Genomic DNA, 25,138 nt, shown 5'->3' with positions numbered 1-25,138 from the left:
GAGGGTCCACGGTCGCACCGCGAGGTGGGGCCACGGTAGCTCCGCGTAGAGGGGCCACGGCCGCGCCGCGCGGGCGGCGCCGACCGTGCGGGCCGCCCGACCCGGGCAGGTCGGGCGGCACGCGTGCGTGGTTACGGGGTCAGGGGCGGGCGTCGCCGCCCTCGGTGTCGTCCGGGCGCTGCTCCGGCTCGCCCGGGGCCTTCTCCTCCGGGCCGCCCGGCGCGCTGAAGTCGAAGCTCTCCAGCTCGCTGAGGTCGAACTGGGCCATCGCGAAGGCCACCGGGTCGGCGAAGTCGGCGTCCGAGGGGAGCAGGTCGGGGTGGCCCCAGAGGGCGTCCCGGCCGGCGATGCCCCGGTGCTCGGTGAGCGCCGCCCAGAGCGCCGCCGCCTCGCGCAGCCGGCGCGGGCGCAGTTCCAGGCCGACGAGGGCCGCGAAGGTCTGCTCGGCCGGGCCACCGGCCGCCCGGCGCCGGCGGAACGCCTCGCCCAGGCTGACCACGCTGGGCAGCCGGCCGCCGGCCGCGCTGTCCACCACGTGGCAGACCCACCCCTCCACCAGGGCCAGGGCGGTCTCCAGCCGGGCCAGGGACGCCTTCTGCGCCGGGCTGTCCTCTGGGGTGAAGATGCCCTCCAGCGCGATCGCCTGCATCGACTCCGGGTCGGTCGGGTCGACCCGGCCCATCGCCTCCTCGATTGCCTCCCGGTTGACCCGGATGCCCGCGGCGTACATCTCCACGGCGCTGAGCACGTGCCCGCGCAGCCACGGCACGTGCTGGAAGAGCCGCTGGTGGGCGGCCTCGCGCAGGGCCACGTAGAGACGGACCTCGTCCTCCGGCAGCTCCAGGCCCTCGCCGTACGCCCGGATGTTGGCGGGGATCAGCGCGGCCGTGCCGGCCGGGCCGAGCGGCAGCCCGATGTCGCCGGCGGAGAGCACCTCCGCGGCGAGCGAGCCGAGCGCCTGGCCGAGTTGGCCGCCGAAGAGCGCGCCGCCGAGGGTGGCGACCATGGACTGCATCGGGCCGAGCTGGGCGCGCGCCTCCGGCGGCACCAGGTCGCCCATCGCGCCGACCATCCGGCTGGCCACCGGGTCGCAGAGCTTGCGCCAGACGTCGAGGGTCTTGAAGATCCACTCGTTGCGGTTCCAGGCCACCGAGGTCTGGATGCCCGAGGGCAGGGCGGACGCCGGCTCCAGCCAGAGGTCGGCGAGCCGCAGCGCCTCCTCCACCGCGTTGCGCTCGTAGGGCGAGACCGCCGGGTCACCGGCGGCGGCGAGCTGGCTGGCGGCCACCTGCCGGGCCAGGTCCCAGTTGACCGGCCCGCTGCCCGACGCAGAGAGCAGGTGCTGCAACTGCGACATGAACTGCTGCATCTGCGCGGGATCGTTGGGGTCTGGTGGTTGCCCACCCGGGAGCGCGAAACCGAACGGAATATCAGGCACGACGTCTACGGTACGCGCGCCGCGCCCCAGGTCGCCGCCGCTGGCGTTCCGCTGAGGGCGAAGTCGCGGTTCGCCCGCCGGGGCGTCCCACCCCGGTCGGTACGCTCTGCCGCATGAGACGTCGTGGCGTGACCGTCCTGCTCGGTGCTCTGCTCACCACCCTGCTCAGCATCGGCGTGCTCGGCGCGCCCATCCCGTACGTGGTGCTCGGCCCCGGGCCGACCGTGAACACGCTGGGCAAGGAGAACGGCAAGGAGGTCATCCAGGTCAGCGGCCGGGAGACTTCCACGTCCGCCGGGCAGCTTCGGTTGACCACGGTCGGGGTGCAGCCCACGGTCAAGCTGCGCTCGGCGATCCAGGGCTGGTTCTCCGACGACGAGGCGGTCGTGCCGCGCGAGCTGGTCTACCCGCCCGGGGAGAGCCGCGAGGAGGTCGACGAGCGCAACGCCGAGGACTTCAAGGTCTCGCAGACCAGCGCGGAGACCGCGGCGCTGAGCGAGCTGGGGTACCCGGTCCAGGTGGTGGTCAAGACCGTGGCCGCCGACGGCCCGGCCGCCGGCGTGCTCAAGCCCGGCGACGTGGTGACCTCGGTGGACGGGCAGCCAGTGCCGGTGGCCGCCCGGCTCACCGAGCTGGTCCGGGCCAAGCCCGCCGGGACCGCGCTGGAGATCGGTTACACCCGGGGCGGCGCCGCCGCCACGGCGAAGGTGACCAGCCGGGAGCAGGACGGCCGGCCCCGCATCGGCATCGAGATCGAGCAGCAGCAGCCGCACCCGTTCACCCTCAGCATCGACCTGGAGGACATCGGCGGGCCGAGCGCCGGCCTGATGTTCGCCCTCGGCATCGTGGACAAGCTGACCCCGGAGGACCTGACCGGCGGGAAGATCATCGCCGGCACCGGCACCATCGACGACGCCGGTCGGGTCGGTCCCATCGGCGGCATCGCGCAGAAGCTGGTGGGCGCGAAGGAGGCCGGCGCGGTGGCGTTCCTGGTGCCGGCGGACAACTGCGCCGAGGCCGTCCGCAACCCGCAGCCCGGCCTGCCGCTGCTGCGGGTCGGCTCGCTGGACGAGGCGCTGACCGCCCTGGAGACGCTGCGCGCCGGCGGACAGCCGACCCGCTGCTGACCGCCGCACGCGGCCGGTTCCGCCGCCGCCGCCGACCCCGCCGCGCCGGAGGAGCGCGCCGATCAGGTACGCACCCGGTCGCCGCGACGAGCGCCGTCGGCCGGCGCGGGGCGGCTCCGCGTGGTCGCCACGTGACCTTGGACCGACACGTTCAGGAACACCCCGTACTCTGGGTGCCTGGTCGGAGCCGATCACATCGAGCGTGCGGAGCCAACAGTGGTCATGCGTAGCAGCAGCCCCCTGCCGAGGATGAGCCGACGCGGACGCGTCACGATCGGTGTGCTGGTCGGGGTGTTCGTGCTCTTCACCCTGCTCGGCTGGGGTGTCCAGGCGTGGACGGACTGGCTGTGGTTCGACGAGGTCCGCTACACGCAGGTCTTCACCGGCGTGCTGGCGACCCGGTTGCTGCTCTTCCTTGCCGTCGGCCTCGGCATGGCCGTGATCGTCGGCGGGAACCTCTGGCTGGCCCACCGGCTGCGCCCCCGGATGCGGCCGCACTCGCCGGAGCAGGCCACCCTCGAGCGCTACCGGATGCTGCTGAGCCCCCGGCTCGGCCTGTGGATCGCGCTGGTCGCCGGCGTGGTCGGCCTCTTCGCCGGGCTGTCGGCGCAGAGCCGGTGGAACCAGTGGCTGCTCTTCCGCAACGGCGGGGACTTCGGCGTCGAGGACCCGGAGTTCGGGGTGGACATCGGCTTCTACGTCTTCCAGTTGCCGTTCTGGCGCTACCTGCTCGGGGTCGGCTTCACCGCGGTGGTGCTGTCCGTGGTCGGCGCGCTGGCCGTGCACTACATCTTCGGCGGCGTCCGGCTCCAGGGCGTCGGCGACCGGATGACCAACGCCGCCCGGGCCCACCTGAGCACGCTGGTCGCGGTGTTCGTCCTGCTCAAGGCCATCGCGTACGTGCTGGACCGGCGGGCGATGCTGCTGGAGTACAACGACGGCGCCAACGTCTACGGTGCCGGCTACGCCGACGTCAACGCGCTGCTGCCGGCCAAGGAGATCCTCGCGTACATCTCCATCGTGGTGGCCATCGCGATCATCGTCTTCTCCAACGCGTGGATGCGGAACCTGGTCTGGCCCGGCATCTCGCTCGCCCTGCTCGGCGTCTCCGCGGTCGCCATCGGCGGCATCTACCCCTGGGCGGTGCAGACCTTCGAGGTCAAGCCGAGCGCCAAGGAGAAGGAGGCGCCCTACATCGATCGCAGCATCAAGGCCACCCGGGCGGCGTTCGGGCTGGAGTCGGTGACCACCACGCCGTACGCGGCGAACAACCTGACCCCGCCGGCGAGCCTGGCCACGGACACCTCCGTGGTGCCGAACATCCGGCTGCTCGACCCGCAACTGGTCTCGGAGACCTACACCCAGCGCCAGCAGGTCCGGCAGTTCTACGACTTCGGCGAGAAGCTGGACGTCGACCGGTACGCGGTCAACGGCAAGGTGCAGGACTACGTGGTCGGCCTCCGCGAGGTCAACTACCGGCAGCTGACCCCCCAGCAGAACACCTGGATCAACCGGCACACCGTCTACACCCACGGCTACGGGCTGGTGGCGGCGCCGGGCAGCCGGGTGGTCTGCGGCGGCCAGCCGTTCTTCGTCTCCGGCTTCCTCGGCGACCCCCAGGAACAGCAGAAGCAGCAGCAGGGCCAGGCGCAGACGAACGAGCAGTGCGCCGCGCAGACCGAGCAGATCCCGGCGAAGCAGCCCCGGATCTACTACGGCGAGCGGATGGACGAGGGCGACTACGCGATCGTCGGCCAGACCGACCCGGAGCGGAAGGCGGAGTTCGACCGCCCCGTCGGCGAGGGTGGCGAGTCCTACACCTACACCGGTGAGGGCGGCGTCGAGATCGGCTCGTTCACCCGCCGGCTGCTCTACGCGATCAAGGAGCAGGAGTCGAACTTCCTGCTCTCCGACGCGGTCAACGACAACTCGAAGCTGCTCTACGTGCGCAACCCGCGCGACCGGGTGGAGAAGGTCGCCCCGTTCCTGACCCTGGACGGCGACCCGTACCCGGCGGTGGTGGACGGCCGGATCCAGTGGATCATCGACGGCTACACCACGGCGGCGACCTACCCGTACGCCGAGCGGATCAACCTCCAGGAGCAGACGGCCGACGAGCTGACGGGGCGGGGCACGTTCCAGCTCGCCCGGGAGAACGTCAACTACATCCGCAACTCGGTCAAGGCCACCGTCGACGCGTACGACGGCACCGTCCGGCTCTACGAGTTCGACGAGACCGACCCGGTGCTCAAGGCGTGGAACAAGGCGTTCGGCGGCGACCTGGTGGTGCCGAAGTCGGAGACCCCGGTGGAGCTGGCCGAGCACTTCCGCTACCCGTCCGACCTGTTCAAGGTACAGCGCAACCTGCTGACCCGGTTCCACGTGACCGACCCCGGCGACTTCTACTCGGCGCAGGACTTCTGGCAGGTGCCGAACGTGCCGGACGCCCCCGACACCGGCCAGAAGCAGCCGCCGTACTACCTGTTCACGCAGTTCCCCGGCCAGGAGTCGGCACGCTTCCAGCTCACCTCGGCGGTCACCCCGAACGGCCGGGAGAACCTCGCCGCGCTGATCTCCGGGTCGTACGTGGACGGGCAGCCGAAGCTCGAGGTGCTCGACCTGCCCGACCAGACCCGGGTCTCCGGGCCGGTGCAGGTGCACCAGTCGATGACCCAGAACGGCAACATCCGGCAGCAGCTCAACCTGCTCCAGTCCGCGCAGGCGCAGGTGCAGTACGGCAACCTGCTCTCCCTGCCGTTCGGCGACGGCATGCTCTACGTCGAGCCGGTCTACGTGAAGACCGCCGCGCAGAACGCGCCGCCGCTGTTGCAGCGGGTGCTGATGTCCTACGGCGACGGCGGCTCCTACGTAGTGCTGGCCAACAGCGTCGCCGACGGCATCAAGCAGCTCGTCGAGCAGGGCAAGCAGGCCGCCACCCCGGGCGCGCCGCCACCGACCGGCGGCACGCCGCCGGGCGGCACCCCGCCGGGCGGCACGCCGCCCGCGCTGACCGGTGAGTTGGCCGAGGCGGCCAACCGGGTCCAGACCGCCATCACGGAGGTCCGGGCCGCGCAGGCGTCCGGCGACTTCGAGCGGTACGGGCGCGCGCTGAAGGCGCTGGACGAGGCGCTCACCGCCTTCCAGCAGGCCCAGCGGGCGGCGACCACCCCGGCGCCGGGCGCCACGCCCAGCGGCAGCCCGCCGGCGTCCCCGGCGGCCAGCGGCAGCGCCGCACCGACGCCGAGCGGCTGACCAGGCAATCCGCCGCAGCGCCCCCGGCCCGTGGACCGATCCGGTTCCCGGCGCCGGGGGCGCTGTCGCTTTCCCGACCGGTGGCCGGACCCCCGCAACCCGCCCCCTCCTGACGCCGTCTTCCCTGCAAGAGGCGGGAACGGCCGGGGGAGCGTGGTCGGGAGATGAGGGACGCAACAAGCTTCGACGAGTTCTACCGGAGCACCTCGCGGCGGATGCTCCGCTACGGCTACGCCGTGGTGGGCGACCACACCGAGGCGCAGGACCTCGTGCAGGAGGCGTACGCCCGGGCCTGGCGGCAGTGGGGCCGGCTGACCACCCACCCGGCGCCGGAGGCCTGGCTGCGGCTCGTGGTCGCGCGGCTGGCCACCGACCGGTGGCGCCGGCTGCACGGCTGGCGCGCGACGCTGAGCCGTACGGGGCCGCCGGAGCAGGTGCCGCCGCCGGGCGAGGAGGGCGTGCTGCTGGTGGGCGCGCTGCGCCAACTGCCGGCCGCCCAGCGGCAGGCGCTCGCCCTGCACTACCTCTTCGACATGTCGGTGCAGGACATCGCCCGGGAGACGCAGGTGCCCACGGGCACCGTGAAGTCCTGGTTGGCGCGGGGGCGGGCCCGGCTGGCCACGCTGCTGCCCGACCTGTCCGTCGAGGATCTGGAGGCGAACGATGTCGCGTGAACTGTCCGATCTCTACCGGTCGCTCGCCGAGGACGCCGACCGCCGCACCCTGGCCGCCCCCGACCGGGTGCGGCGGCGCGCCGACCGGCGGGCCCGGGTCCGGATCACCGGCGCCGCGCTCGCGACGGCACTGCTGGCCGGTGGGCTGGCGACCGGCACCCGGCTGGTGCTGGCCGGGGACGCCACCCCCCTCCCGCCGCCCGCCGGCACCCCGGCACCGCCGGCGACCGCCCCGGCGCCCACCCCGTCCCCGTCCTCGGTGGCGACGGGCACGCCGACCGGCGCGCCGTCGGTGACGGGCACGCCCTCGGCGAGGGGCACGCCCGCGACGACGGCGGGGAGCACCGGCGCCCCGCCGCCGCGTACGCCCACCTCGGTCCCGGACCGGGCCTTCTTCGTCCAGGCGGCCGCGAACCGGACGGGCATCGACCCGGTCTTCCGCGACACCGCGGCGCTGCCGGGGCTCTGCGACGCCCGGTACGGCAGCGACGCCGGGATCGTGCAGCGCCGCACCCGGAACCTCGCCTACAAGCTGCCCCGCACCCCGCAGGGGTACGTCCCCGACGGCAGCTACGCGCACAGCGTCACGGTCTACCGTCGGGGCCGGGCCGACGACTTCCTCCGTGAGCTGCGGGCGGCGGTGCGAGCCTGCCCCGAGCAGCCGGGCGTGAGCGGCGGCAACCCGTCGACGTCCCGGGTGCGGCTGCTGGCCGACGGCGGATTCGGCGACGACTCGGTGCTGTTCGAGATCCGGACGCCGGGGCGGGGCGTCGAGGGCGAGCCGACGGGCGGCGAGGAGGTCCGGCTGATCCGGGCGATCCGGGTCGGGAACGTGGTGACCGTGCTCTGGGAACAGGGCTGGGAGGGCACCTCCGCCGAGCGGTCCCAGGTCGACGCCGACAGCCGGCGGGCGGTCGACGCGATCGAGGACTGGCTGGGTTGAGCCGTACGGCGGTCCGGGCGGCGGCGCCGCGGCCCGGACCGCCCCGCTCGCGGGTCGTTTTGCGGCGGCCGGGGGTGGTGAGATACGGTATACGAGCCGACGCGGGGTGGAGCAGCTCGGTAGCTCGCTGGGCTCATAACCCAGAGGTCGCAGGTTCAAATCCTGTCCCCGCTACTCTCGCGGAAGACCCGGAGACGATCTCCGGGTCTTCCGGCGTTTCCGGGTCTTTCGGCAGCTCCGGGGTCTTCCGGCGTCTCCGGGTCCGCCCGCGCCGGTCCGGACCCTGCGGGCGGGTTGCCCGCCGACCGGCGTGCCAGGGTTGCGGTTGTCGGCGAGGATGTCAGCATGTCTTCCTTCGGTAAGTGGTGGGGCCGGCTCAGCACGGTCCTCGGTGCCGTCGTGCTGTCGGTGTTCGTGCCCGTCGCGGCCTGGGCGTCCACCGGCACGGGTGAGCTGGTGGTGGAGGCCGCGCGGCGACGCCGCGGTGGCGGCTTCGGCTTCCTCAGCCTGCTCTGCTGCCTCGTGGTGGTCGCCGTGATCGTCTTCCTGGTGCTGCGGATGATGCGCAACCGGCGCGGCGGCCCGCCGCGCTGAGCCGGACGGGTCGGCGCCTGCCGGACGGCCGCTATCCGGCCAGGGCGGCTTCCGCCCTGGCCATGAAGCGCGACGTCGCCGCCCGGCTGCCGGCCGCCCCGCTGCGGATGCTCTCGGCGGCCTCCAGCAGCAGCGCGCGCACCCGGGGATGGCCCTGCGGTGGCGGGCTGGGTGCCGGCCCCAACCGGTCGTCCAGCGCGGTGCCGAACGCCGCCGCGCGCTTCTGCGCCGGGTCGGTGATGCTGCCCTCCACGTAGCGGCGAACGGCGAGGCTGGGGCTGAGCCCCCGTTCGTGACCGAGCACCGCGCCCACCTCGCCGTTGCCGGTCAGGAAGTTGATCACGTCCGCCACCACGGCGGGATGCCGAGTGCCGCGGAAGCCCGCCCAGAACATCGACGCCCGCGCCCACTGCGCCTCCGGCGGGCCGGGCAGGGCGGCCAGGCCGAGCTCGGCGCCGGTGAGCCGCTGGAGCTCCGGAAGCTGGTGCGACCAGGCGAAGGAGGCGGCCGCGGCGCCGGTGACCACCAACTGCCGGCCCGGTTCGCCGCTGTCGGCCTGCTCGACCAGGGCGGCACTCGGGGTGGCCCGGTCGGACCGGGCGCGCCGCCACAGCTCGAACCACTCGACCAGCGCGTCGGCGTCGAAGCCGAGCTGCCGGCCCCGGTAGAGCTCGCCGCCCTGGCCGCGCAGCCAGTGCCAGAACGCGCGGTAGTCGCCGGAGGCGTCCATCGTGCCGGCCACCCGGCCCTCGCTGGCCCGGGTGACCCGTCGCGCCCAGGCGACGTACTCCGGCCAGGTCATCCCGTCGCCCGGCTCGGGCACACCCAGCCGGCGCAGCAGCGTGCGGTTGTGGACCAGCGCGGCGGCGGTCTGCCCCGCCGCGACGCCCACCGTCCGCCCGTCGACCTGCCCGTAACGGACCAGGCCCGGCGGCAGGCTCCGCAGGTCCAGCCGGTGGTCGGCGACGTACCCGGTGAGGTCCAGGACGATCTCGCGGCGGGCGTACTCGGCGAGCATGCTGTCGTCGACCTGGATCAGGTCGGGCACGTTGCCGCCCGCAGCCTGGGTGGCCAGCCGGTCGTAGTAGCCGTCGACGCCCTGCCAGGTGATCCGGAAGCCGACGTGGGGGTTGCGGTCCGTGTAGAGCCGCAGCACCTGCTCGGTGAGCGCGGCCCGCCTCGCCCCGCCGTACCAGAAGACCGACAGCTCGACTGGGCCGCTCTCCGTCGGGGCCGCCTGCTCCTCGCTACACCCGGTGAGCCCGCCGGCGGCGAGCACCGGCGCCCCCAGCAGCGCGGCGAGCACCCGCCGCCGGCCCGGGTCCGCCCGGTGACGGGGCAGCGGGGAGCGGGGAGCGGGCACGGAGTCTCCTGGCGGACCGGGTGGGCGGCGGCCGGATCATTCACGCAGGCGGTACGGGAGGGTGTCAACGTCCGTCCGGCCACACCGCCGCACCCGCTGTCGTCGGCATCGATGCCGTCCGCCACCGCCGGAGGCCGTACGCAGGTCGCGTGGTGTACTAGGCCGCGTGGAACTTCTGCACTCGGGCAAGGTACGGGACGTCTACGCCGACGGCGACGACCTGATCCTGGTCGCCTCCGACCGCATCTCGATCTACGACGTGGTGCTGCCGACGCCGATCCCCGACAAGGGCAAGTTGCTCACCGCGCTGTCCCTGTGGTGGTTCGAGCAGCTCTCCGACGTGGTGCCGAACCACGTCATCTCCGCCACCGACGTGCCGGCCGAGTTCGCCGGCCGGGCGATCCGCTGCCGGCGGCTGGAGATGGTGCCCGTGGAGTGCGTCGCCCGGGGCTACCTGACCGGCGGCGGCCTCAAGGAGTACCAGCGCACCGGGGCCGTCTCCGGCGTGGAACTGCCGCGCGGCCTGGTCGAGGCGTCCATCCTGCCCGAGCCGATCTTCACCCCGTCGACCAAGGCGCCGGTGGGGGAGCACGACGAGCCGATCACCTTCGCCGAGGTGGTGGACAAGGTCGGCGCCGAGACCGCCGAGCGGCTGCGCCAGATCACCATCGACCTCTACCGCCGGGGCGCCGAGCTGGCCGCCGACCGGGGCATCCTGGTCGCCGACACCAAGATCGAGCTGGGCTGGGCGCCGGACGGCACCCTGACAATCGGCGACGAGCTGCTCACCTCCGACTCGTCCCGGTTCTGGCCGGCCGAGTCGTACCAGCCGGGCCGGGCGCAGTTCTCCTACGACAAGCAGTACGTCCGGGACTGGGCGGTGGAGAGCGGCTGGGACAAGCAGGCCCCGGCGCCCGAGGTGCCGGCCGAGGTGGTCGAGGCGACCCGGGCCCGCTACGTCGACGTCTACGAGAAGCTCACCGGCAACCACTGGGGCTGATTTCCCGACCGGTGCAGCACCCCGGCCACCCCGCGGACTTTCCTGGGGCGGAGGTGCGGCGTGCCGCGACGAGCCCGGTCGGTGTCGTCAGTCGACCCAGTCGAGGGTGCGCTCGACGGCCTTGCGCCAGTTGCGCAGCTCGCGCTCGCGGTGGGCCGCATCCATGGTCGACTCCCACTGCGCGTCGGAGCGCCACTGGGCGCGCAGCGTCGCCAGGTCCGGCCAGAAGCCGACCGCCAGGCCGGCCGCGTACGCGGCGCCGAGGCAGGTGGTCTCGGTGATCCGGGAGCGGACCACCGGCACGTCGAGCACGTCGGCGAGGAACTGCATCAGCAGCCCGTTGGCGGTCATGCCGCCGTCGACCCGGAGCCGGCGCAGCGCCACGTCGGAGTCGGCGTTCATCGCGTCGACCACCTCGCGGGTCTGCCAGGCCGACGCCTCCAGCACGGCCCGGGCCAGGTGCCCCTTGGTGATGTAGCCGGTCAGCCCGGCGATCACCCCGCGCGCGTCGTTGCGCCAGTGCGGGGCGAACAGGCCGGAGAAGGCCGGTACGACGTAACAGCCGCCGTTGTCGTCGACGGTGCCCGCCAGCTCCTCCACCTCACCGGCGGTGGAGATCAGCCCGAGGTTGTCCCGCAGCCACTGCACCAGCGAGCCGGTGACCGCGATCGCCCCCTCCAGCGCGTACGCGGCGGGCTGGCCGTCGATGCGGTAGGCGACCGTGGTGAGCAGGCCGTGGGCGGAGGGGACCGGGCTGGCGCCGGTGTTGAGCAGCAGGAAGCTGCCGGTGCCGTAGGTGCACTTCGCCTCGCCCGGCTGGAAGCAGGTCTGCCCGAACAGGGCGGCCTGCTGGTCGCCGAGCGCGCTGGCCACCGGCACCCCGGCCAGCACCCCGGTCGCCTCCCCGTAGACCTCGGCGGAGCTGCGGATCTCCGGCAGCACGGCGGCCGGCACGCCCATCGCGTCGAGCAGCTCCGGGTCCCAGTCGAGGGTGGTCAGGTCCATCAGCATGGTGCGGCTGGCGTTGGTCACGTCGGTCACGTGCCGGCCGGTCAGCTTCCAGACCAGCCAGCTGTCCATCGTGCCGAACAGCACCTCGCCGGCCTCGGCGCGCTCGCGCAGCCCGTCGACGTGGTCCAGCAGCCAGCGCAGCTTCGGCCCGGCGAAGTAGGTGGCCAGCGGCAGGCCGGTGCGGGAGCGGAACCACTCCTCGCCGTACGCCTGCGCCAGCTCGCGCAGCAGCGGCCCCGTGCGGGTGTCCTGCCAGACGATCGCGTTGGCCACCGGCCGCCCGGTGGCCCGGTCCCAGACGAGGGTGGTCTCCCGCTGGTTGGTGATGCCCACGGCGGCGAGCCCGGCGGCGTCGGTCCCGGCGGCCCGCAACGCCTCCCGGACCACCAGCTCCACGTTGTCCCAGATCTCCTCGGCGTCGTGCTCCACCCAGCCGGGACGGGGGAAGACCTGCCGGTGCTCCCGCTGCGCCACGGAGACGATCTCCCCGGCCCGGTCGAAGACGATGCACCGCGAGGAGGTGGTGCCCTGGTCGATGGCGGCGACGTACTGGGGGGTCACGGCAGCACCGTACCCGGACCGGCCGCGCTCCGCCGACCGGCGCGGCCCCGATCGGAGCCCGGTCCGGGTGCCGTCCGTACGATGTGCGGACGTGCGTGACATCGCCGTTTTCAGTGGTACCGCCCATCCCGACCTCGCCGCCGAGATCTGTGCCCACCTCGGTGTGCCCCTGCACCCGGTGCGGGTGTCCCGGTTCGCCAACGACTGCCTGGAAGTGCAGTTGCAGGCCAACTGCCGGGAGCGCGACGTCTTCCTGATCCAGCCGCTGGTCCCGCCCGTGCAGGAGAACCTGGTCGAGCTGCTGCTCATGATCGACGCGGCCCGGGGCGCCTCCGCCGGCCGGATCACCGTGGTGCTGCCGCACTACGCGTACGCCCGGTCGGACAAGAAGGACGCGCCGCGCATCTCCATCGGCGGGCGGCTCGTGGCCGACCTGCTCACCTCGGCGGGGGCGGACCGGGTGCTGGCGATGACCCTGCACTCGCCCCAGGTGCACGGCTTCTTCAGCGTGCCGGTCGACCACCTGCACGCGCTGCGCGAGCTGGCCACCCACTTCACCCGCTACGACCTGAGCAACACGGTGGTGGTCTCGCCGGACCTGGGCAACGCCAAGGAGGCCGCGGCGTTCGCCCGCCGGCTCGGCACGCCGGTGGCGGCCGGGGCGAAGCAGCGGTTCAGCGACGACCGGGTCAAGATCAGCGCGGTGATCGGCGACGTGGCCGACCGGGACGTGATCGTGCTGGACGACGAGATCGCCAAGGGCAGCACGGTGATCGAGCTGATGGAGCACCTGCGCGAGCGGAAGGTCCGCTCGATCCGGCTGGCCTGCACGCACGGCCTCTTCTCCAGCGGCGCGCTCCAGCGGCTCAGCGAGCAGGAGGGCGTGCTGGAGATCGTCTGCACCAACACCGTGCCGATCCCGGCCGACAAGCGGGTGCCGAAGCTGGCGGTCCTCTCGGTGGCTCCGGCGCTCGCCGAGGCGATGCGCCGCATCCACAACGGCGAGTCCGTCAGCGCCCTCTTCTCCTGACCCCTCGCCCGCTCCCTCCCCTCCCCGCTCCCGCGATCCTGAACTGCTGGCCCCGGCGAACCGGGCACGGCGCCCAGTTCGCGGGCCGACAGTGCAAGATCTCGGAGCTGGGGGAGGGAGGGGAGGTCAGTCGCGGCGGTGGCGGCCGATGTGTTCGGGGGTGCCGACGGCGGCGCTGATCCGTACGGTCGTGCCGGCGGCGCCGGTCTCGACCTCCATGCTGTCGCTCAACTCCTGGGCCAACCAGAGGCCCCACCCGCCGGCGGTGTCCGGTGCGGGGCGGGCCCGGTCGCCGAGCCGCTGCGTGCTGATCCCCCCGCCGTGGTCGGCGACCTCGCAGACGAGCAGCCCCGACTGCCGCCACAGTCGCAGCCAGCCCCGGCCCCCGCCGTGCCGGACCGCGTTCGTGATCAGCTCGTTGACCGCCAGCACGAAGTCGTCCAGGCGCTGGCCGGCCAGCCCGGCCGTGTGCGCGCAGGAAGTGACCGAGTGCCGCAACTCGGTCACCTGGGCCTGGTCGAAGGCTTCGGCGATCAGGAGGGAAGGTTCGATGGGCACAACCGTACGCGGTACCGGGGATTCTGCACTCGTCATGGCCCCGTCCCGACAGCGGATCACAGAAACTGTTGCGGAATTCCCACCGTACGCCAGCGCTTCCCGGCGTGCATCCGGCGACGCGTCGGCCGTCGCGCGGGCTGTGGCATCGTGACGACCGTGCCGACGCCGCCCAGTGGATTCGAGGTCCCGCTCTGGCGGGCCATCGCCGTGTTCCGGGTGGCCTCCCTGGCGTACGTCTGCGTGCTGGCGCTGCGGCACTTCGACCGGTACGCCCACCCCCTGGCGGCCGTCGGCGTGGTCCTGCTGATGGCGGCCTGGACCGGGGTGACCGCCGTCGGCTACGCCCGCCCGGCCCGGCGGGGCTGGCCGCTGCTCGCCGCGGACCTCGCGGTCGTCCTCGGCATCCTGCTGGTCAGCCCGTGGGTGGTCGGGCGCGCGGCGCTCGCCGCCGGGGTGCCGACCCTGGCGGTGGCCTGGCTGGCCGGCCCGGTGCTCGCCTGGGCCGTCTCCGGCGGGCGGCGTCGGGGCACGGTGGCCGCCCTGGCGGTCGGCGCGGCGGACCTCGTCACCCGCGAACGGATCGGCCAGTCCTCGCTCACCGGGGTGATCCTGCTGCTGCTCGCCGGGGCCGTCGTCGGGCACGTCGCCCGGCTGGCGGTGACCGCCGAGGAACGGCTGCACCGGGCGGTGGAGCTGGAGGCGGCGACCCGGGAGCGGGAGCGGCTGGCCCGGGACATCCACGACGGCGTCCTCCAGGTGCTCGCCCTGGTGCAGCGGCGCGGCGCCCACCTGGACGGCGAGGCCGGCGAGCTGGCCCGGCTCGCCGGGGAGCAGGAGGCCGCGCTGCGCGCCCTGATCGCCGGCACCGCGCCGGCCGGCGCCGACACCGACGGCGGGCCGGTGGACCTGCGGGCGCTCGTCGGCCGGTACGCCTCGGCGGCGGTCTCGCTGTCCGCGCCGGCCACCCCGGTGCCGCTGCCCCGGCCGATGGCCCACGAGCTGGCGGCCGCGACCGCCGCCGCGCTGGACAACGTCGCCCGGCACGCGGACGGGCGGGCCTGGGTGCTGATCGAGGACGAGGGGACGACGGTGACGGTCTCCGTCCGCGACGAGGGGCCGGGGTTCCCGGACGGCCGCCTGGCCGAGGCCGCCGCCGAGGGGCGGCTCGGCGTCGCGCGGTCCATCCGGGGCCGCCTCGCCGACCTCGGCGGCACGGTGCGGATCACCTCCGCGCCCGGTGCCGGTACCGAGGTGGAACTGACCGTCCCGAGGGGGAGCGACGGTGCGCGCGAGGAGTGAGCCGGTCTGCCCGCCCCGCGGGTCGCGGACGAAGATGGGCTCATGACGGGTGTGCGCGTGATGGTGGTCGACGACCACCCGATGTGGCGGGAAGGGGTGGCCCGGGACCTCACCGAGGCCGGCCACGTCGTCGTCGCCACCAGCGGCGAGGGCCGGCAGGCCGTCCGGGTGGCCGCCGCCGCCCGGCCCGACGTGGTGGTGCTCGACCTGCAACTGCCGGACGTCTCCGGGGTGGAGGTGATCCGTGGGCTGCGCGCCGCGCTGCCGGAGGTGCGGGTGCTGATGCTGTCGGCCAGCGGCGAGCAGCAGAGCGTGCTGGACGCGGTGAAGGCGGGCGCCACGGGCTACCTGGTGAAGTCGGCCGCCCCGGCCGAGTTCCTGGACGCCGTGCGCCGGACGGCGGCGGGGGAGCCGGTCTTCACGCCCGGCCTGGCCGGCCTGGTCCTCGGCGAGTACCGCCGGCTGGCCGCCGCCCCGGCCGAGGCCGCCCCGACGGCGGGCCGGGACCCGGCGCCCCGGCTCACCGACCGGGAGACCGAGGTGCTGCGCCTGGTGGCCAAGGGGATGTCCTACAAGCAGATCGCCGACCGGCTCGGGCTGTCGCACCGTACGGTGCAGAACCACGTGCAGAACACGCTGGGCAAGCTCCAGCTGCACAACCGGGTCGAGCTGACCCGGTACGCGATCGAGCGGGGCCTGGACGACTGAGGGCTGCCGGACCGCGCACTGGACGTGGTGGGTGAACGCTGGACACTCCGACAGCCCTGCGCCGCCTCAGACCGAGTGCGGCGGGCGCGTCTCGTGGATGGCCAACTCCTCGGCGCTCGCCCCGCCGCCGGCCGACCCGGCGTCGTACGCGACCGAGTCGGTCTCCTGGTCGGTGTGCGCCCCCTCGTCCGGTTCGACGAGCCGGCCGACCTGGGCGTCGGCGGTGGTGCCGAGCTTGCCGTGGTCGTAGAGGGAGACCGGCGAGTCCGGGTCGGAGGTGGGCCCCGGGTCGATCACGTCCGCGTCGAGCTGGGCCTGCGCCGCGGCCTCCTCGCTGTCGGCCTCGGCGGCGATGTCCGGGTCGACGGGGCCGGCCAGCGGGTCGTCGGCCGGGCGTTCGCGCTGCTCCCGGTCGAGCTTGTAGTCCAGCGACTCGCCGTCGAGCTGCTCCTCGGCGGTGGTCCCGTACCGGTCCACCGCCACCGGCGTGCGGTCGGCGGGTAGCTGCGCCGGCTCCGGTCCGTCCGCCTCGCGCCCGGTCAGGACGTCGTCGTTGGCGGTCGAGTCGTCGTCGGCGGTGTCGGGCAGGCCCTCCGCCTCGGGGTCGGACACGGGGGTCGGGTACTGGTCGTCGCGCATGGCTGACCACTACCCACTGCCCTCCCGGCGTAACCGGTGCCGGGCGTGGCCATCCGGGCGGAAGCGTCGCCTTCCGGGACGGACGGGGAGGATCGGGGCGGCGGTCAGCCGCCGAGGCCGGCCTCGTCCGCGGCGTACAGGACGCACCAGACGACCTTGCCGTCCGGCACCCGGCTGCTGCCCCAGCGGCGGGCGACGGTGTCGATCAGCAGCAGGCCGCGCCCGCCGACGGTGTCCACCGGCGCCGGCCCGGCGAAGGCCGGCTGCCGCGGCGAGTGGTCGCGTACGGCGAGGTGCAGGGTGTCGTCCCGGGGCGCCAGCCGCACCGTCATCGCGGTGTGCGCGTGGGCGACCACGTTGCCGACCAGCTCGGTGACCGCGATGCACCCCGGCTCGGCCAGCTCGTCCAGCCCCCAGCGGCGGCAGCCCTCGGTGACGAGGTGCCGGGCCTGCCGGGCGGCCTCCACGGCGGGTGGGAAGTCGGCGCTGACCACCGCGGCCATCGGCGCGGCGGCCAGCCCGGCCATCGCCTCCTCCAGGGTCGGCCAGGCCGGCGCGCCGTCGACGGTGGTGGTCGGGTCGCAGAGGAGCAGGTCGGCGGCGGGCCAGTCGAGGACCTCCCGGCGCACCTCCGCGAAGACGCCCCGGGCGGCCGGATCGGGCATCGCCAGGCCGGTCAGGTCGGCCACCACCGGGCCGGGTCGGGCGCAGAGCCGGGCGAGCAGCCCGGCGCGCACCGTGCCGACCTCAAGTCGGTCGAGGACGCCGGTCAGCCGGACCACCCCGGACGACTCGTCCGTCTCCACCCGGCAGCGCACGTCGGTCGGCATGATCGTCCCATTGTGCCCTCCCGGGCCGGGCCCCGCACCGCTCCGCTCGGCCCGGCGCATCAGCGGTCCGTCCGCGCTCGGCGGGCCACCGCCGCCACCGTCCCGACGGCCGTTCCCGCCGCCGCCAGCCCGAAGGCGGCGGCCATCCGCACCAGGTGCCGCCGCCGGCCGTGCCAGCCGCCGTCGCGCCGCGCCGCCGCGTCGGCCTGGAAGACGTTGCCGGTGCTGTCGAGCCGCGGGGCCGGTCCGAACTGGGTGCGCTGGGTGTACCAGCCGAGCGCCCGTTCGGCCAGCGCCGGGGCGACCCGCCACTGCAGGCCGATCAGCCGGGCGGCCCCACCGGCGTACGCCTCGCGCCGCGGCCGGCGCAGCATCCGGACGATCGTCTCCGCCACCACCTCCGGCGGGTAGACCGGGGGCGGCGGCACCAGTTCCCGCCCGCTGTGGTTGGCGGCGTGCCGGAAGAACGGGGTGTCGATGGTGGCAGGCAGCACCGTGCAGATCGAGATGTTGCCCCGCCCCGTGACCCGCAGCTCCTGGCGGACCGTGTCGGCCAGGCCGCGGATGCCGTGCTTCGTCGCGTTGTACGCCGACTGGTAGGGCATCGCCACCTCGGCCAGCACCGAGGCGTTGTTGACCAGCACCCCGCCCCCCGCCGCGCCGAGGTGGGGCAGGGCGGCCCGGGTGCCGTACGCGGCGCCGAGCAGGTTCACCTCCAGCACCCGACGGAACTCCTCCACCGGGATCTCGTCGAAGAGCCCGACCGCGCTGACCGCGGCGTTGTTGACCCACCCGTCGATCCGGCCGAACTCGGCCACCGCACGCGCGGCGAGCCGCTCGACGGCCGCCGGGTCGGTCACGTCGGTCGGCACCACCAGCGCCCGCCCGCCCAGTTCCCGGCACCGCTGCGCGACCCGCCCGAGGGCCGGCTCGCTGCGGGCGGCCAGCACGACGGCGGTGCCGCGTCGGGCGAGGGCGTACGCCGTGGCCGTCCCGATCCCGCTGGAGGCGCCGGTGAGCACCACGGTGGCGTCGGCGAGGCTGCGGGTGAGAGGCATTCCTGGGCGGTACCCCGGCTGGCAGGGGTCATGCGGCCGATTGTGGGTCGGATGACGGTCGGTGGGTGACACGTGACTCGGCCGCGACGCTTGCCGTCGCGCAAGCACCCGCCGGGCTCTTCCCGATCTGCCAGGTTTCGGCTCCCGGGGGTCTGGTTAATGGGACCCTCTGACCGAGGACCACCGCTCGAGAAGATCGCATGGAGGTGACCCATGCGCGTCGGCCTCGTCTGCGCGCACGCCGGCCCGCCCAGGCGTGCCGACGCTCCGACCGTCGGCACCCACCAGCACATTGCGAGGGTCGCCGCCGAACTGGCCGCGCGGGGCCACGACGTCCGGGTGTACGAACGGCGCGACGATCCGGGCCTGCCGGACACGGCGACGGTCGACGGCTACCGGGTGGAGCGGGTGCCCGTCGGCCCGGCCGCCCCGATCCCCACCGCCGAGCTGGTCCCCCTCGTGGCCGAGTTCGGCACCTGGCTGGCCGACCGGTGGGCCGGCGACTGGCAGCCGGAGGTGGTGCACGGGCACTACTGGATCGGCGGACTGGCCGCGGCGCACGCGGTGCGCGAGACCGACATCGCGGTGGTGCAGACCTTCCACTCCCTCGGTGTCGAGCAACTGCGCCACCTCGGCCGCCAGTACGACGGCCCGGGCGAGCGGATCCCGCTGGAGCGGGCGCTGACCCGGGCGGTGGACATCGCGGTCGCCCAGTGCAACGACGAGGTCGACGAGCTGACCCGGATGGGGCTGCAACGCGCCTCCGTGGCGATGGTGCCGGCCGGCGTCGACACCGAGCAGTTCCACCCCGACGGCGAGGCCGCGCCCCGCGACCAGCGGGCCCGGATCCTCTCCGTCGGACTGTCGGCCGGGCACGGCCAGGAGGACCTGATCCGGGCCATGCGGCTCGTCGGCGACGCCGAGCTGGTGATCGCCGGCGGCCCGCCCGCCGAGCAGCTCGCCGGCCACGCCGAGGCCCGCCGCCTGCGCGAGCTGGCCGAGCGGAACGGGGTGGCCGACCAGGTGACGCTGGTGGGCGCGGTGCCGCACGAGCAGATGGCCACCTGGTACCGCTCGGCCGACGTGGTCGCCTGCACCCCGCACTACTCGTCCGCCGGGCGGGTGTCGCTGGAGGCGATGGCCTGCGGCGTGCCGGTGGTCGGCTACGCCATGGGCGGGATCGCCGACGCGGTGGTCGACGAGGTCACCGGGCGGCTGGTGCCGCCGGGCGACGTGCGCGTCCTCGGCGTGACCCTGCGCCGGCTGCTCTCCGACAACGCCGGGCGGTTCGCGTACGGGCACGCCGCCGTCGACCGGGTGCGGTGCAGTTACACCTGGGAGCGGACGGCGGGCGCGCTGGAGCGGCTCTACGAGCGGGTGGTGCGCCGCCGCAAGCCGGTCGAGGCGGCCTGAGGGAGCGCCCCGCCGGCCCCGTGCCTCAGAGCGGGCGGCCGACGCCGACCACGGCCCGGTCCCGTGCCTCGGCCACCGCGTGGTGGTGCTGGGGTTCGGCGTACCGGGTGAGACCGATGACCGAGGCGAGGGTGACCAGGAACCCGGCCGCGGCGAGCCACTCCCGGCCGGGCCAGATCTTGTCGTTGAGCAGCAGCAGGCCGACGATCGCGGCGGGCACCGCCCCGGCGGCGTCCATCGCGGCCACGGCGGCCGTGGTCGAGCCGCGCTGCATGGCCAGGCCGAGCAGGAGCTGGCCGACGATCGAGTGCGCGATCAGCAGGTAGAGCAGCGGGTCCCGGACGAGCGCCTCCGCCGTGGAGGCCGAGGCCAGCGGTCGGGCGGCCACCGCGGCGGCGGAGAACGCCAGCCCGGCCAGCGAGCCGAGCGCCACCGAGCCCGGCGCCCCGTGCAGGCGTACGGCGAAGAAGCCGAGCACCGCGATCACGCCGAGCGCCACCGCCAGGGTGATCATGCCGGCGGTGCCGAGCGGCTTGGACGGCGCGGGCCGGGCGGAGAGCACCAGCGCGGAGATCCCGGCGAAGAGCAGCACCAGCAGGGCCACCTCGGCCGCCGGCAACCGCCACTTCAGCACCAGCACGCCGAGCAGGGCGGTGACCCCGAGCCCGGCCGCGACGCTGGACTGCACGAGGAAGAGCGGCAGGTCCCGCCGGGCCAGGAAGGCCAGCACGAACCCGGCCACCTGACACGCCAGCCCGACCAGGTAGGTGCGGTGCCCGGCCAGCCGCAGCAGCAGCCCCGGGTCGAAGGTGTGATGGACGGTGGTGCGGGCGGCGGCCACCGACTGGAGCAGGTTGGCGACGCCGTACGCGACGATCATCGCCGCGAGGAAGCACCACCCGGAGGAGACCACCTGGCGAGGATAGAGGTTGCCGGAGGTCAGTGCTCGGCTGGCCGACCCAGCCGGGCGAGGATGTCGGCGTGCAGCGGGCCGTTGCTGGCCACGGCGCTGTTCTCGGTGCCGGCGTCGCCCGAGGGCGCGGGCCGGCCGGCCAGGTCGGTGAACGTCCCGCCCGCCTCGGTGACGATCGGCACCAGCGCGGCGACGTCCCACAGCGACAGCTCCGGCTCCACCATCACGTCCAGCGCGCCCTCGGCGAGCAGCATGTAGCCGTAGAAGTCGCCGTACGCCCGGCTGCGCCAGGTGTCCCGCATGAGCTGGAGCATCGCGTCCAGCCGGCCGGCGGACTCCCATCCGGTGAGGGACGAGTAGCAGAAGCTCGCGTCCGCCAGGTCCCGGACGCCGGAGACCCGGATGGGTGCGCCGCCGGCGGCGTCCGGCCCCGCGTACGCGCCCTCGCCGAGCGCGGCCCACCAGCGGCGGCCGAGGGCCGGCGCGGAGACCAGGCCGGCGACCGGGCGGTCCCCCTCCAGCAGCGCGATCAGGGTGGCCCAGACGGGCACGCCGCGGATGAAGTTCTTCGTGCCGTCGATCGGGTCGACCACCCAGCGCCGGCCGTCCGGGCCGCTGGCCGGCTGTTCGCCGTACTCTTCGCCGAGCAGGCCGTCGGCCGGCCGGTGCGCGGCCAGCAGCGCCCGGATCTCCCGCTCCACGGCGGTGTCCGCGTCGGAGACGGGGGTCAGGTCGGGCTTCGCGTCGACCCGCAGGTCGAGCGCCCGGAACCGGGCCGTGGAGACGGCGTCGGCGGCGTCGGCGAGCAGGTGGGCGAGGGCGAGGTCGTCGGCGTACCCGGTCACGTGCCCCAACCTACCGACGGCCCGGGCCTCACGCCCCGGCGGGCGGGTCGCCCTCGCCCGCCCGGGAGGCGAGCAGCCGGCGGTACGAGGCCAGCCGGCGCGGGTCCGCCTTGCCGGCCGCCACCCAGGCGTCCAGCCCGCAGCCGGGAGCCTCCGGCGTGTGCGGGCAGTTGGCGGGGCAGTCGACCGTGCCCTCCACAAGGTCGGGGAAGCCGTGCAGCAGGCTGTCGGCGGAGACGTGTGCCAGCCCGAAGCTGCGTACCCCCGGGGTGTCGATGATCCAGCCAGCGGCGGCTCCGGGGCGCGGCGCGGCGGCGTCCCCGCCGTGCGTTGCATCCCCGGGCAGCCGGGGCAGCCGAAGCGCCACCGCGCTCGTGGAGGTGTGCCGGCCCCGGCCGATCGCGCTGACCGTGCCGACCGCCCGCGCGGCGTCCGGCACCAGCCGGTTGACCAGCGTCGACTTGCCCACCCCGGAGTGCCCCACCATGACGGAGATCCGGCCGGCGAGCAGGCTGCGCAGGGCGTCGAGGTCGGAGTCCGGCCGGATCAGCACGTACGGCAGCTCCAGTTCGGCGTAGTAGCCGAGCACCCCCTCGGGGCCGGCCAGGTCGGCCTTGGTCAGGCAGAGCAGCGGCTCGATGTCGGCGTCGTACGCGGCCACCAGGCAGCGGTCGATGAACCCGGTGCGCGGCGGCGGGTCGGCCAGCGCGCTGACGATCACCAACTGGTCGGCGTTGGCGACGACCACCCGCTCCAGCCGCCCCTCGGCGGTGGTCGCGTCGTCCTCTGCGGTGCGCCGCAGCACCGACGTCCGCTCGGCGATCCGGACGATCCGGGCCAGCGCCCCGGCCGCGCCGGAGGTGTCCCCGACCAGGCCGACCCGGTCGCCGACCACCACCGACTTGCGGCCCAGCTCCCGGGCCCGCATGGCGGTGACCGTGGGCGCGTCCGGCTCCGCGTCGGGCAGCACGCACGTGTAGCGGCCCCGGTCGACGGCGATCACGAAGCCGTCGACGGCGTCCGCGTGCCGGGGCCGGGTGCGCGTACGTGGGCGCGACGACTTCCCGGGTCGTACCCGGACGTCGTCCTCGTCGTACTCCCGCCGTCTGGTCGCCAGGACCGCCCCCCGTCGTGTCAGCTCTTGCCGGTCACCATCGCCGACCATAGTGCCGGGAACTCGGGCATGGTCTTCGAGGTACACGCCACGTCGCTCAGCTCGATGCCCGGCACGGCCAGGCCGGCCACCGCCGCCGCGTGCGCCATCCGGTGGTCGTGGTAGGTCTCGAACACCCCGCCGCGCAGCGGCCGGGGCCGGATCTCCAGCCCGTCGGGGGACTCCGTGATGTCCGCGCCGAGCGCGGCGAACTCCCGCGCCAGCGCGGTCAGCCGGTCGGTCTCGTGGCCCCGGATGTGACCGACGCCCGTGAACCGGGACGGCGAGTCGGCGAGCATGGCCAGCGCGGTCAGCGCGGGCGTCAGCTCGCTGACGTCGGAGAGGTCGGCGTCCAGGCCGTGCACCGTGCCGGTGCCCCGGACGGTCAGCCCGGCGGTGGAGAGGGTCACCTCGCCGCCCATCCGGTGCAGCAGCGAGCGGAGCTGCTCCACCGGCTGCGCGCTGCTGCGCGGCCAGCCCTGGAGGGTCACCTCGCCGCCGGTGACCAGGGCCGCGGCGAAGAACGGCACCGCGCCCGACAGGTCCGGCTCGATCTCCCAGCCGCGCCCGGCCAGCGGACCCGGCTCGACGACCCAGACGTCGGGGGTGCTGTCGTCGACGGCCGCGCCGGCGGCCCGGAGCATCTGCACCGTCATCCGCAGGTGCGGCGCGGAGGGGACCGGGGGACCCACGTGCCGGACCACCACGCCCCGGTCGAAGCGCGGGGCGGCCAGCAGCAGCCCGGAGACGAGCTGGCTGGAGGCCGAGGCGTCGATCACCACCTCGCCGCCGGCCACCCGCCCGCCGCCGAGCACGGTCAGCGGCAGGCTGCCGGTGGCGGGGGCGTCCACGCGCACGCCGAGGGAGCGCAGCGCGCCGATCAGCGGGCCGAGCGGCCGGGTGCGGGCCTGCGGGTCGCCGTCGAAGGTGATCCGCCCGTCGGCCAGGCCGGCCACGGGCGGGACGAAGCGCATCACCGTGCCGGCCAGGCCGACGTCGACGTGCGCGGGGCCGACCAGCGGGTGCGGCCGGACCAGCCAGCGCTCGTCGTCGCTGATCGACATGTGCGCGCCCAGCGCGCGCAGCCCGGCGGCCATCAGCTCGGTGTCCCGGGCGCGCAGCGGCCCGGCCAGCGTCGAGGGACCGCTGGCCAGCGCGCTCAGCACCAGGGCGCGGGCGGTCATCGACTTGGAGCCGGGCAGGCGCAGCGTGGCCGTGACCGGGTCGGAGGCGGTCGGAGCGGTCCACGGCTGCGGCGGCCGGGTCGCGGTCAGGTTCCCCACGGTTACATTCTGCCGTGTCCGCCGGGGATGACGCCCGGCACCGTCCCGGCTCCCGGCCAGCGGGACAGCCGGGCGACGCCCGGCGGGTTAGCGTGTGCGGCATGTGCGGGAGGTACGCGACGACCCGGAGCGCGGGCGACCTGAGTGCGCTGTTCGAGTCCCACGACGAGACCGGCGGCCGGCTCGGCCCCGACCACAACGTCGCGCCCACCGACCCGGTGCCGCTGGTGCGGGTCAGCCCGGAGGGCCACCGCGCGCTGTCGGTCGGGCGCTGGGGGCTGGTGCCGGCCTGGTCCCGGTCGCCCGCCGGCGCCGCCCGCATGATCAACGCCCGCGCCGAGACGGTCGCCACCAGCCGGGCGTACGCCGGCGCGTTCGCCCGCCGCCGCTGCCTCGTCCCGGCCGACGGCTGGTACGAGTGGGTCCGCTCGCCCGGCGGGGGCAGGCAGGCGTACTACATGACCCCGCTGGACGGCTCCGTGCTCGCCTTCGCCGGCATCTGGTCGGTCTGGGAGGGGCCCGACGGCCCGCTGCTGACGTGCAGCGTGCTGACGACCGCCGCGCTCGGCGAGTTGGCCGAGGTGCACGAGCGCATGCCGCTGCTGCTGCCCCGGCCGCGGTGGGGGTCGTGGCTGGCGACCACCGACGAGCCGGCGGGACTGCTCGCCCCGCCCCCGCTCGACTGGCTGGCGCGGCTCGAGATCCGTCCGGTGGGGCCGGCGGTGGGCAACGTGCGCAACGACGGGCCGGAGCTGACCGCCAGGGTGCCGCTCGCCCGCGCCACCGCGCCGGAGGAAGTGACGCTTTTCTGACAGCGGCGGCACATTGTCGGGCGTGATTTGCCAGAGTTGCGGGCGAAACGTCGCCCGCTCGTTTACCCGTATTTGCCGTAGAGGCTTGTCCCCGTGTCCGTAAGTGCGATAGAACACAGCGCCGGTAGTGGGCGCGACTCGCACGGGGCGGACGACGCTCACCGATCTTGCCGGTCCCACGGGGGAGGTGGGTGGATGACACGGGCACGCATGCCCCGCCCGCACGAGGTGGCCGCCGCACGACGAGATCCGCGACTGCTGCGGGCGTTGCGGGAGCGGCGACAGGACGAGGCTTGGCGGACCAGAGGAACCTGTCAGAGTGTCGACCCGGAAACGTTCTTTCCGGCGCCGAACGAGCCGGCCGACGCGGCTGTCGCGCTCTGCCGAAGTTGCGACGTGCAGGGCTCCTGCCTGGCCTGGGCGCTGGACGTGGGCGACTGCCACGGCGTCTGGGGCGGCACGACCCCGCGCGAGCGGCGGGCGATGCTGGTCGCCTGGCGCGACGAGGTGCAACCGGATCCGGACGCCGCCGACGAGGCGGGTCCGCCGGTCCGGGACCGTCTGCTCACGCTGGTGCCGCTGAGCTGACCGTCGACTGAGCCGGCCGGGGCCGGCCCGCGATCACGCGGGCCGG

The 25,138-nt window shown here is 74.7% G+C and carries 22 protein-coding genes, 1 tRNA gene and 1 pseudogene; 13 read left to right on the top strand and 11 right to left on the bottom strand.

The features are described from left to right. Positions 1-139: 139 nt before the first annotated feature. Positions 140-1,438, bottom strand: a complete 1,299-nt coding sequence (locus tag AB0L34_RS21015) for a zinc-dependent metalloprotease (RefSeq protein ID WP_350703824.1) — start codon at positions 1,436-1,438, stop codon at positions 140-142. 113 nt (positions 1,439-1,551) lie between these two features. Here AB0L34_RS21015 and AB0L34_RS21010 point away from each other — a divergent pair, with 113 nt between their 5' ends. The 6 genes from AB0L34_RS21010 to AB0L34_RS20985 all read left to right on the top strand — a co-directional run bounded on the left by AB0L34_RS21010 (position 1,552) and on the right by AB0L34_RS20985 (position 8,028). Continuing rightward, positions 1,552-2,565 carry a PDZ domain-containing protein gene (locus tag AB0L34_RS21010; RefSeq protein WP_357462406.1) on the top strand — a complete coding sequence of 338 codons (1,014 nt, stop codon included), beginning with the start codon at positions 1,552-1,554 and terminating at the stop codon, positions 2,563-2,565. A 222-nt stretch (positions 2,566-2,787) separates the two neighbouring features. Continuing rightward, positions 2,788-5,817, top strand: a complete 3,030-nt coding sequence (locus tag AB0L34_RS21005) for a UPF0182 family protein (protein WP_363705959.1) — start codon at positions 2,788-2,790, stop codon at positions 5,815-5,817. Between the two features lie 164 nt (positions 5,818-5,981). Beyond that, positions 5,982-6,491: a SigE family RNA polymerase sigma factor gene (locus AB0L34_RS21000; protein WP_363705958.1), complete on the top strand. Its 510-nt coding sequence runs from the start codon at positions 5,982-5,984 to the stop codon at positions 6,489-6,491. Continuing rightward, positions 6,481-7,434: a hypothetical protein gene (locus AB0L34_RS20995; RefSeq protein WP_363705957.1), complete on the top strand. Its 954-nt coding sequence runs from the start codon at positions 6,481-6,483 to the stop codon at positions 7,432-7,434. Before AB0L34_RS21000 ends, AB0L34_RS20995 begins: the two co-directional genes overlap by 11 nt. Before the next feature lie 100 nt (positions 7,435-7,534). Next, positions 7,535-7,608 (top strand) — tRNA-Met (locus tag AB0L34_RS20990). A gap of 171 nt (positions 7,609-7,779) precedes the next feature. Continuing rightward, a complete protein-coding gene (locus tag AB0L34_RS20985) occupies positions 7,780-8,028 on the top strand; it encodes a hypothetical protein (protein WP_363705956.1) in 249 nt (82 codons plus the stop codon). A 31-nt stretch (positions 8,029-8,059) separates the two neighbouring features. On the opposite strand, the gene AB0L34_RS20980 is transcribed toward AB0L34_RS20985, so the two are convergent. Continuing rightward, positions 8,060-9,391 (bottom strand): extracellular solute-binding protein, encoded by a 1,332-nt coding sequence (locus AB0L34_RS20980; protein ID WP_363705955.1) that lies wholly within the window; start codon positions 9,389-9,391, stop codon positions 8,060-8,062. A gap of 166 nt (positions 9,392-9,557) precedes the next feature. Here AB0L34_RS20980 and AB0L34_RS20975 point away from each other — a divergent pair, with 166 nt between their 5' ends. After that, positions 9,558-10,391 carry a phosphoribosylaminoimidazolesuccinocarboxamide synthase gene (locus AB0L34_RS20975; RefSeq protein ID WP_363705954.1) on the top strand — a complete coding sequence of 278 codons (834 nt, stop codon included), beginning with the start codon at positions 9,558-9,560 and terminating at the stop codon, positions 10,389-10,391. A gap of 87 nt (positions 10,392-10,478) precedes the next feature. On the opposite strand, the gene glpK is transcribed toward AB0L34_RS20975, so the two are convergent. Further along, complete coding sequence (gene glpK, locus AB0L34_RS20970) at positions 10,479-11,963, bottom strand: glycerol kinase GlpK (protein ID WP_363705953.1); 1,485 nt, start codon at positions 11,961-11,963, stop codon at positions 10,479-10,481. Positions 11,964-12,054: 91 nt separating this feature from the next. On the opposite strand from glpK, the gene AB0L34_RS20965 reads away from it, so the two are divergent. Then, a complete protein-coding gene (locus AB0L34_RS20965) occupies positions 12,055-12,993 on the top strand; it encodes a ribose-phosphate pyrophosphokinase (RefSeq protein WP_363705952.1) in 939 nt (312 codons plus the stop codon). 126 nt (positions 12,994-13,119) lie between these two features. Here the strand turns inward: AB0L34_RS20965 and AB0L34_RS20960 are convergent, their stop codons facing one another. Continuing rightward, complete coding sequence (locus AB0L34_RS20960) at positions 13,120-13,587, bottom strand: ATP-binding protein (RefSeq protein WP_363705951.1); 468 nt, start codon at positions 13,585-13,587, stop codon at positions 13,120-13,122. A 120-nt stretch (positions 13,588-13,707) separates the two neighbouring features. Here AB0L34_RS20960 and AB0L34_RS20955 point away from each other — a divergent pair, with 120 nt between their 5' ends. Both AB0L34_RS20955 and AB0L34_RS20950 read left to right on the top strand, forming a co-directional pair. Beyond that, positions 13,708-14,850 carry a DUF5931 domain-containing protein gene (locus AB0L34_RS20955; RefSeq protein WP_363705950.1) on the top strand — a complete coding sequence of 381 codons (1,143 nt, stop codon included), beginning with the start codon at positions 13,708-13,710 and terminating at the stop codon, positions 14,848-14,850. A 42-nt stretch (positions 14,851-14,892) separates the two neighbouring features. After that, the gene (locus tag AB0L34_RS20950) at positions 14,893-15,558 is read left to right on the top strand and encodes a response regulator transcription factor (protein WP_363705949.1); all 666 of its coding nucleotides are present in this window, start codon (positions 14,893-14,895) and stop codon (positions 15,556-15,558) included. A gap of 66 nt (positions 15,559-15,624) precedes the next feature. Here AB0L34_RS20950 and AB0L34_RS20945 read toward each other — a convergent pair whose 3' ends face one another. The 3 genes from AB0L34_RS20945 to AB0L34_RS20935 all read right to left on the bottom strand — a co-directional run bounded on the left by AB0L34_RS20945 (position 15,625) and on the right by AB0L34_RS20935 (position 18,085). Then, positions 15,625-16,197 carry a DUF5709 domain-containing protein gene (locus AB0L34_RS20945; RefSeq protein WP_357462381.1) on the bottom strand — a complete coding sequence of 191 codons (573 nt, stop codon included), beginning with the start codon at positions 16,195-16,197 and terminating at the stop codon, positions 15,625-15,627. A gap of 104 nt (positions 16,198-16,301) precedes the next feature. Further along, a complete protein-coding gene (locus AB0L34_RS20940; RefSeq protein WP_363705948.1) occupies positions 16,302-17,027 on the bottom strand; it encodes an ATP-binding protein in 726 nt (241 codons plus the stop codon). A 59-nt stretch (positions 17,028-17,086) separates the two neighbouring features. Beyond that, positions 17,087-18,085 carry an SDR family oxidoreductase gene (locus AB0L34_RS20935; protein WP_363705947.1) on the bottom strand — a complete coding sequence of 333 codons (999 nt, stop codon included), beginning with the start codon at positions 18,083-18,085 and terminating at the stop codon, positions 17,087-17,089. Positions 18,086-18,298: 213 nt separating this feature from the next. Between AB0L34_RS20935 and AB0L34_RS20930 the strand changes: the two genes are divergently transcribed. Then, positions 18,299-19,498: a glycosyltransferase gene (locus AB0L34_RS20930; protein ID WP_363705946.1), complete on the top strand. Its 1,200-nt coding sequence runs from the start codon at positions 18,299-18,301 to the stop codon at positions 19,496-19,498. Here AB0L34_RS20930 and AB0L34_RS20925 read toward each other — a convergent pair. From AB0L34_RS20925 to aroA, 4 genes and pseudogenes are all read right to left on the bottom strand, one after another. Then, a pseudogene (locus AB0L34_RS20925) lies at positions 19,453-20,378 on the bottom strand (hypothetical protein). The gene AB0L34_RS20930 and the pseudogene AB0L34_RS20925 overlap by 46 nt on opposite strands. Positions 20,379-20,437: 59 nt before the next feature. Continuing rightward, the gene (gene hisN / locus AB0L34_RS20920) at positions 20,438-21,256 is read right to left on the bottom strand and encodes a histidinol-phosphatase (protein ID WP_363705945.1); all 819 of its coding nucleotides are present in this window, start codon (positions 21,254-21,256) and stop codon (positions 20,438-20,440) included. A 28-nt stretch (positions 21,257-21,284) separates the two neighbouring features. Beyond that, positions 21,285-22,421, bottom strand: coding sequence for a ribosome small subunit-dependent GTPase A (locus tag AB0L34_RS20915; protein WP_363705944.1), 1,137 nt, complete (start codon positions 22,419-22,421; stop codon positions 21,285-21,287). Beyond that, on the bottom strand, positions 22,391-23,692 hold the full coding sequence (aroA, locus tag AB0L34_RS20910; protein WP_350703784.1) for a 3-phosphoshikimate 1-carboxyvinyltransferase: 1,302 nt from the start codon (positions 23,690-23,692) through the stop codon (positions 22,391-22,393). Before aroA ends, AB0L34_RS20915 begins: the two co-directional genes overlap by 31 nt. 101 nt (positions 23,693-23,793) lie before the next feature. Between aroA and AB0L34_RS20905 the strand changes: the two genes are divergently transcribed. Continuing rightward, entirely contained in the window at positions 23,794-24,504 is a 711-nt protein-coding gene (locus AB0L34_RS20905) for an SOS response-associated peptidase (protein ID WP_363705943.1), read from the top strand. 195 nt (positions 24,505-24,699) lie between these two features. Then, positions 24,700-25,092 (top strand): WhiB family transcriptional regulator, encoded by a 393-nt coding sequence (locus AB0L34_RS20900; protein WP_350683209.1) that lies wholly within the window; start codon positions 24,700-24,702, stop codon positions 25,090-25,092. Positions 25,093-25,138: the final 46 nt, after the last annotated feature.

Origin of the sequence: Micromonospora sp. NPDC052213, assembly GCF_040679695.1 — a bacterium.
GTDB lineage: Bacteria > Actinomycetota > Actinomycetes > Mycobacteriales > Micromonosporaceae > Micromonospora.
This window is presented reverse-complemented; position numbering and strand designations above follow the sequence as displayed.

What these genes read in the sequence shown, in the direction of transcription:
- AB0L34_RS21010 (WP_357462406.1), top strand. Translation starts at nt 1,552, where the DNA reads ATGAGACGTCGTGGCGTGACCGTCCTGCTCGGTGCTCTGCTCACCACC.
- AB0L34_RS20905 (WP_363705943.1), top strand. Translation starts at nt 23,794, where the DNA reads ATGTGCGGGAGGTACGCGACGACCCGGAGCGCGGGCGACCTGAGTGCG.
- AB0L34_RS20950 (WP_363705949.1), top strand. Translation starts at nt 14,893, where the DNA reads ATGACGGGTGTGCGCGTGATGGTGGTCGACGACCACCCGATGTGGCGG.
- AB0L34_RS20915 (WP_363705944.1), bottom strand. Translation starts at nt 22,421, where the DNA reads ATGGTCGGCGATGGTGACCGGCAAGAGCTGACACGACGGGGGGCGGTC.
- AB0L34_RS20940 (WP_363705948.1), bottom strand. Translation starts at nt 17,027, where the DNA reads ATGCCGACCGACGTGCGCTGCCGGGTGGAGACGGACGAGTCGTCCGGG.
- AB0L34_RS20900 (WP_350683209.1), top strand. Translation starts at nt 24,700, where the DNA reads ATGACACGGGCACGCATGCCCCGCCCGCACGAGGTGGCCGCCGCACGA.
- AB0L34_RS20935 (WP_363705947.1), bottom strand. Translation starts at nt 18,085, where the DNA reads ATGCCTCTCACCCGCAGCCTCGCCGACGCCACCGTGGTGCTCACCGGC.
- AB0L34_RS21000 (WP_363705958.1), top strand. Translation starts at nt 5,982, where the DNA reads ATGAGGGACGCAACAAGCTTCGACGAGTTCTACCGGAGCACCTCGCGG.
- AB0L34_RS20930 (WP_363705946.1), top strand. Translation starts at nt 18,299, where the DNA reads ATGCGCGTCGGCCTCGTCTGCGCGCACGCCGGCCCGCCCAGGCGTGCC.
- AB0L34_RS20960 (WP_363705951.1), bottom strand. Translation starts at nt 13,587, where the DNA reads ATGACGAGTGCAGAATCCCCGGTACCGCGTACGGTTGTGCCCATCGAA.
- AB0L34_RS20995 (WP_363705957.1), top strand. Translation starts at nt 6,481, where the DNA reads ATGTCGCGTGAACTGTCCGATCTCTACCGGTCGCTCGCCGAGGACGCC.
- AB0L34_RS21005 (WP_363705959.1), top strand. Translation starts at nt 2,788, where the DNA reads ATGCGTAGCAGCAGCCCCCTGCCGAGGATGAGCCGACGCGGACGCGTC.
- AB0L34_RS20985 (WP_363705956.1), top strand. Translation starts at nt 7,780, where the DNA reads ATGTCTTCCTTCGGTAAGTGGTGGGGCCGGCTCAGCACGGTCCTCGGT.
- AB0L34_RS20945 (WP_357462381.1), bottom strand. Translation starts at nt 16,197, where the DNA reads ATGCGCGACGACCAGTACCCGACCCCCGTGTCCGACCCCGAGGCGGAG.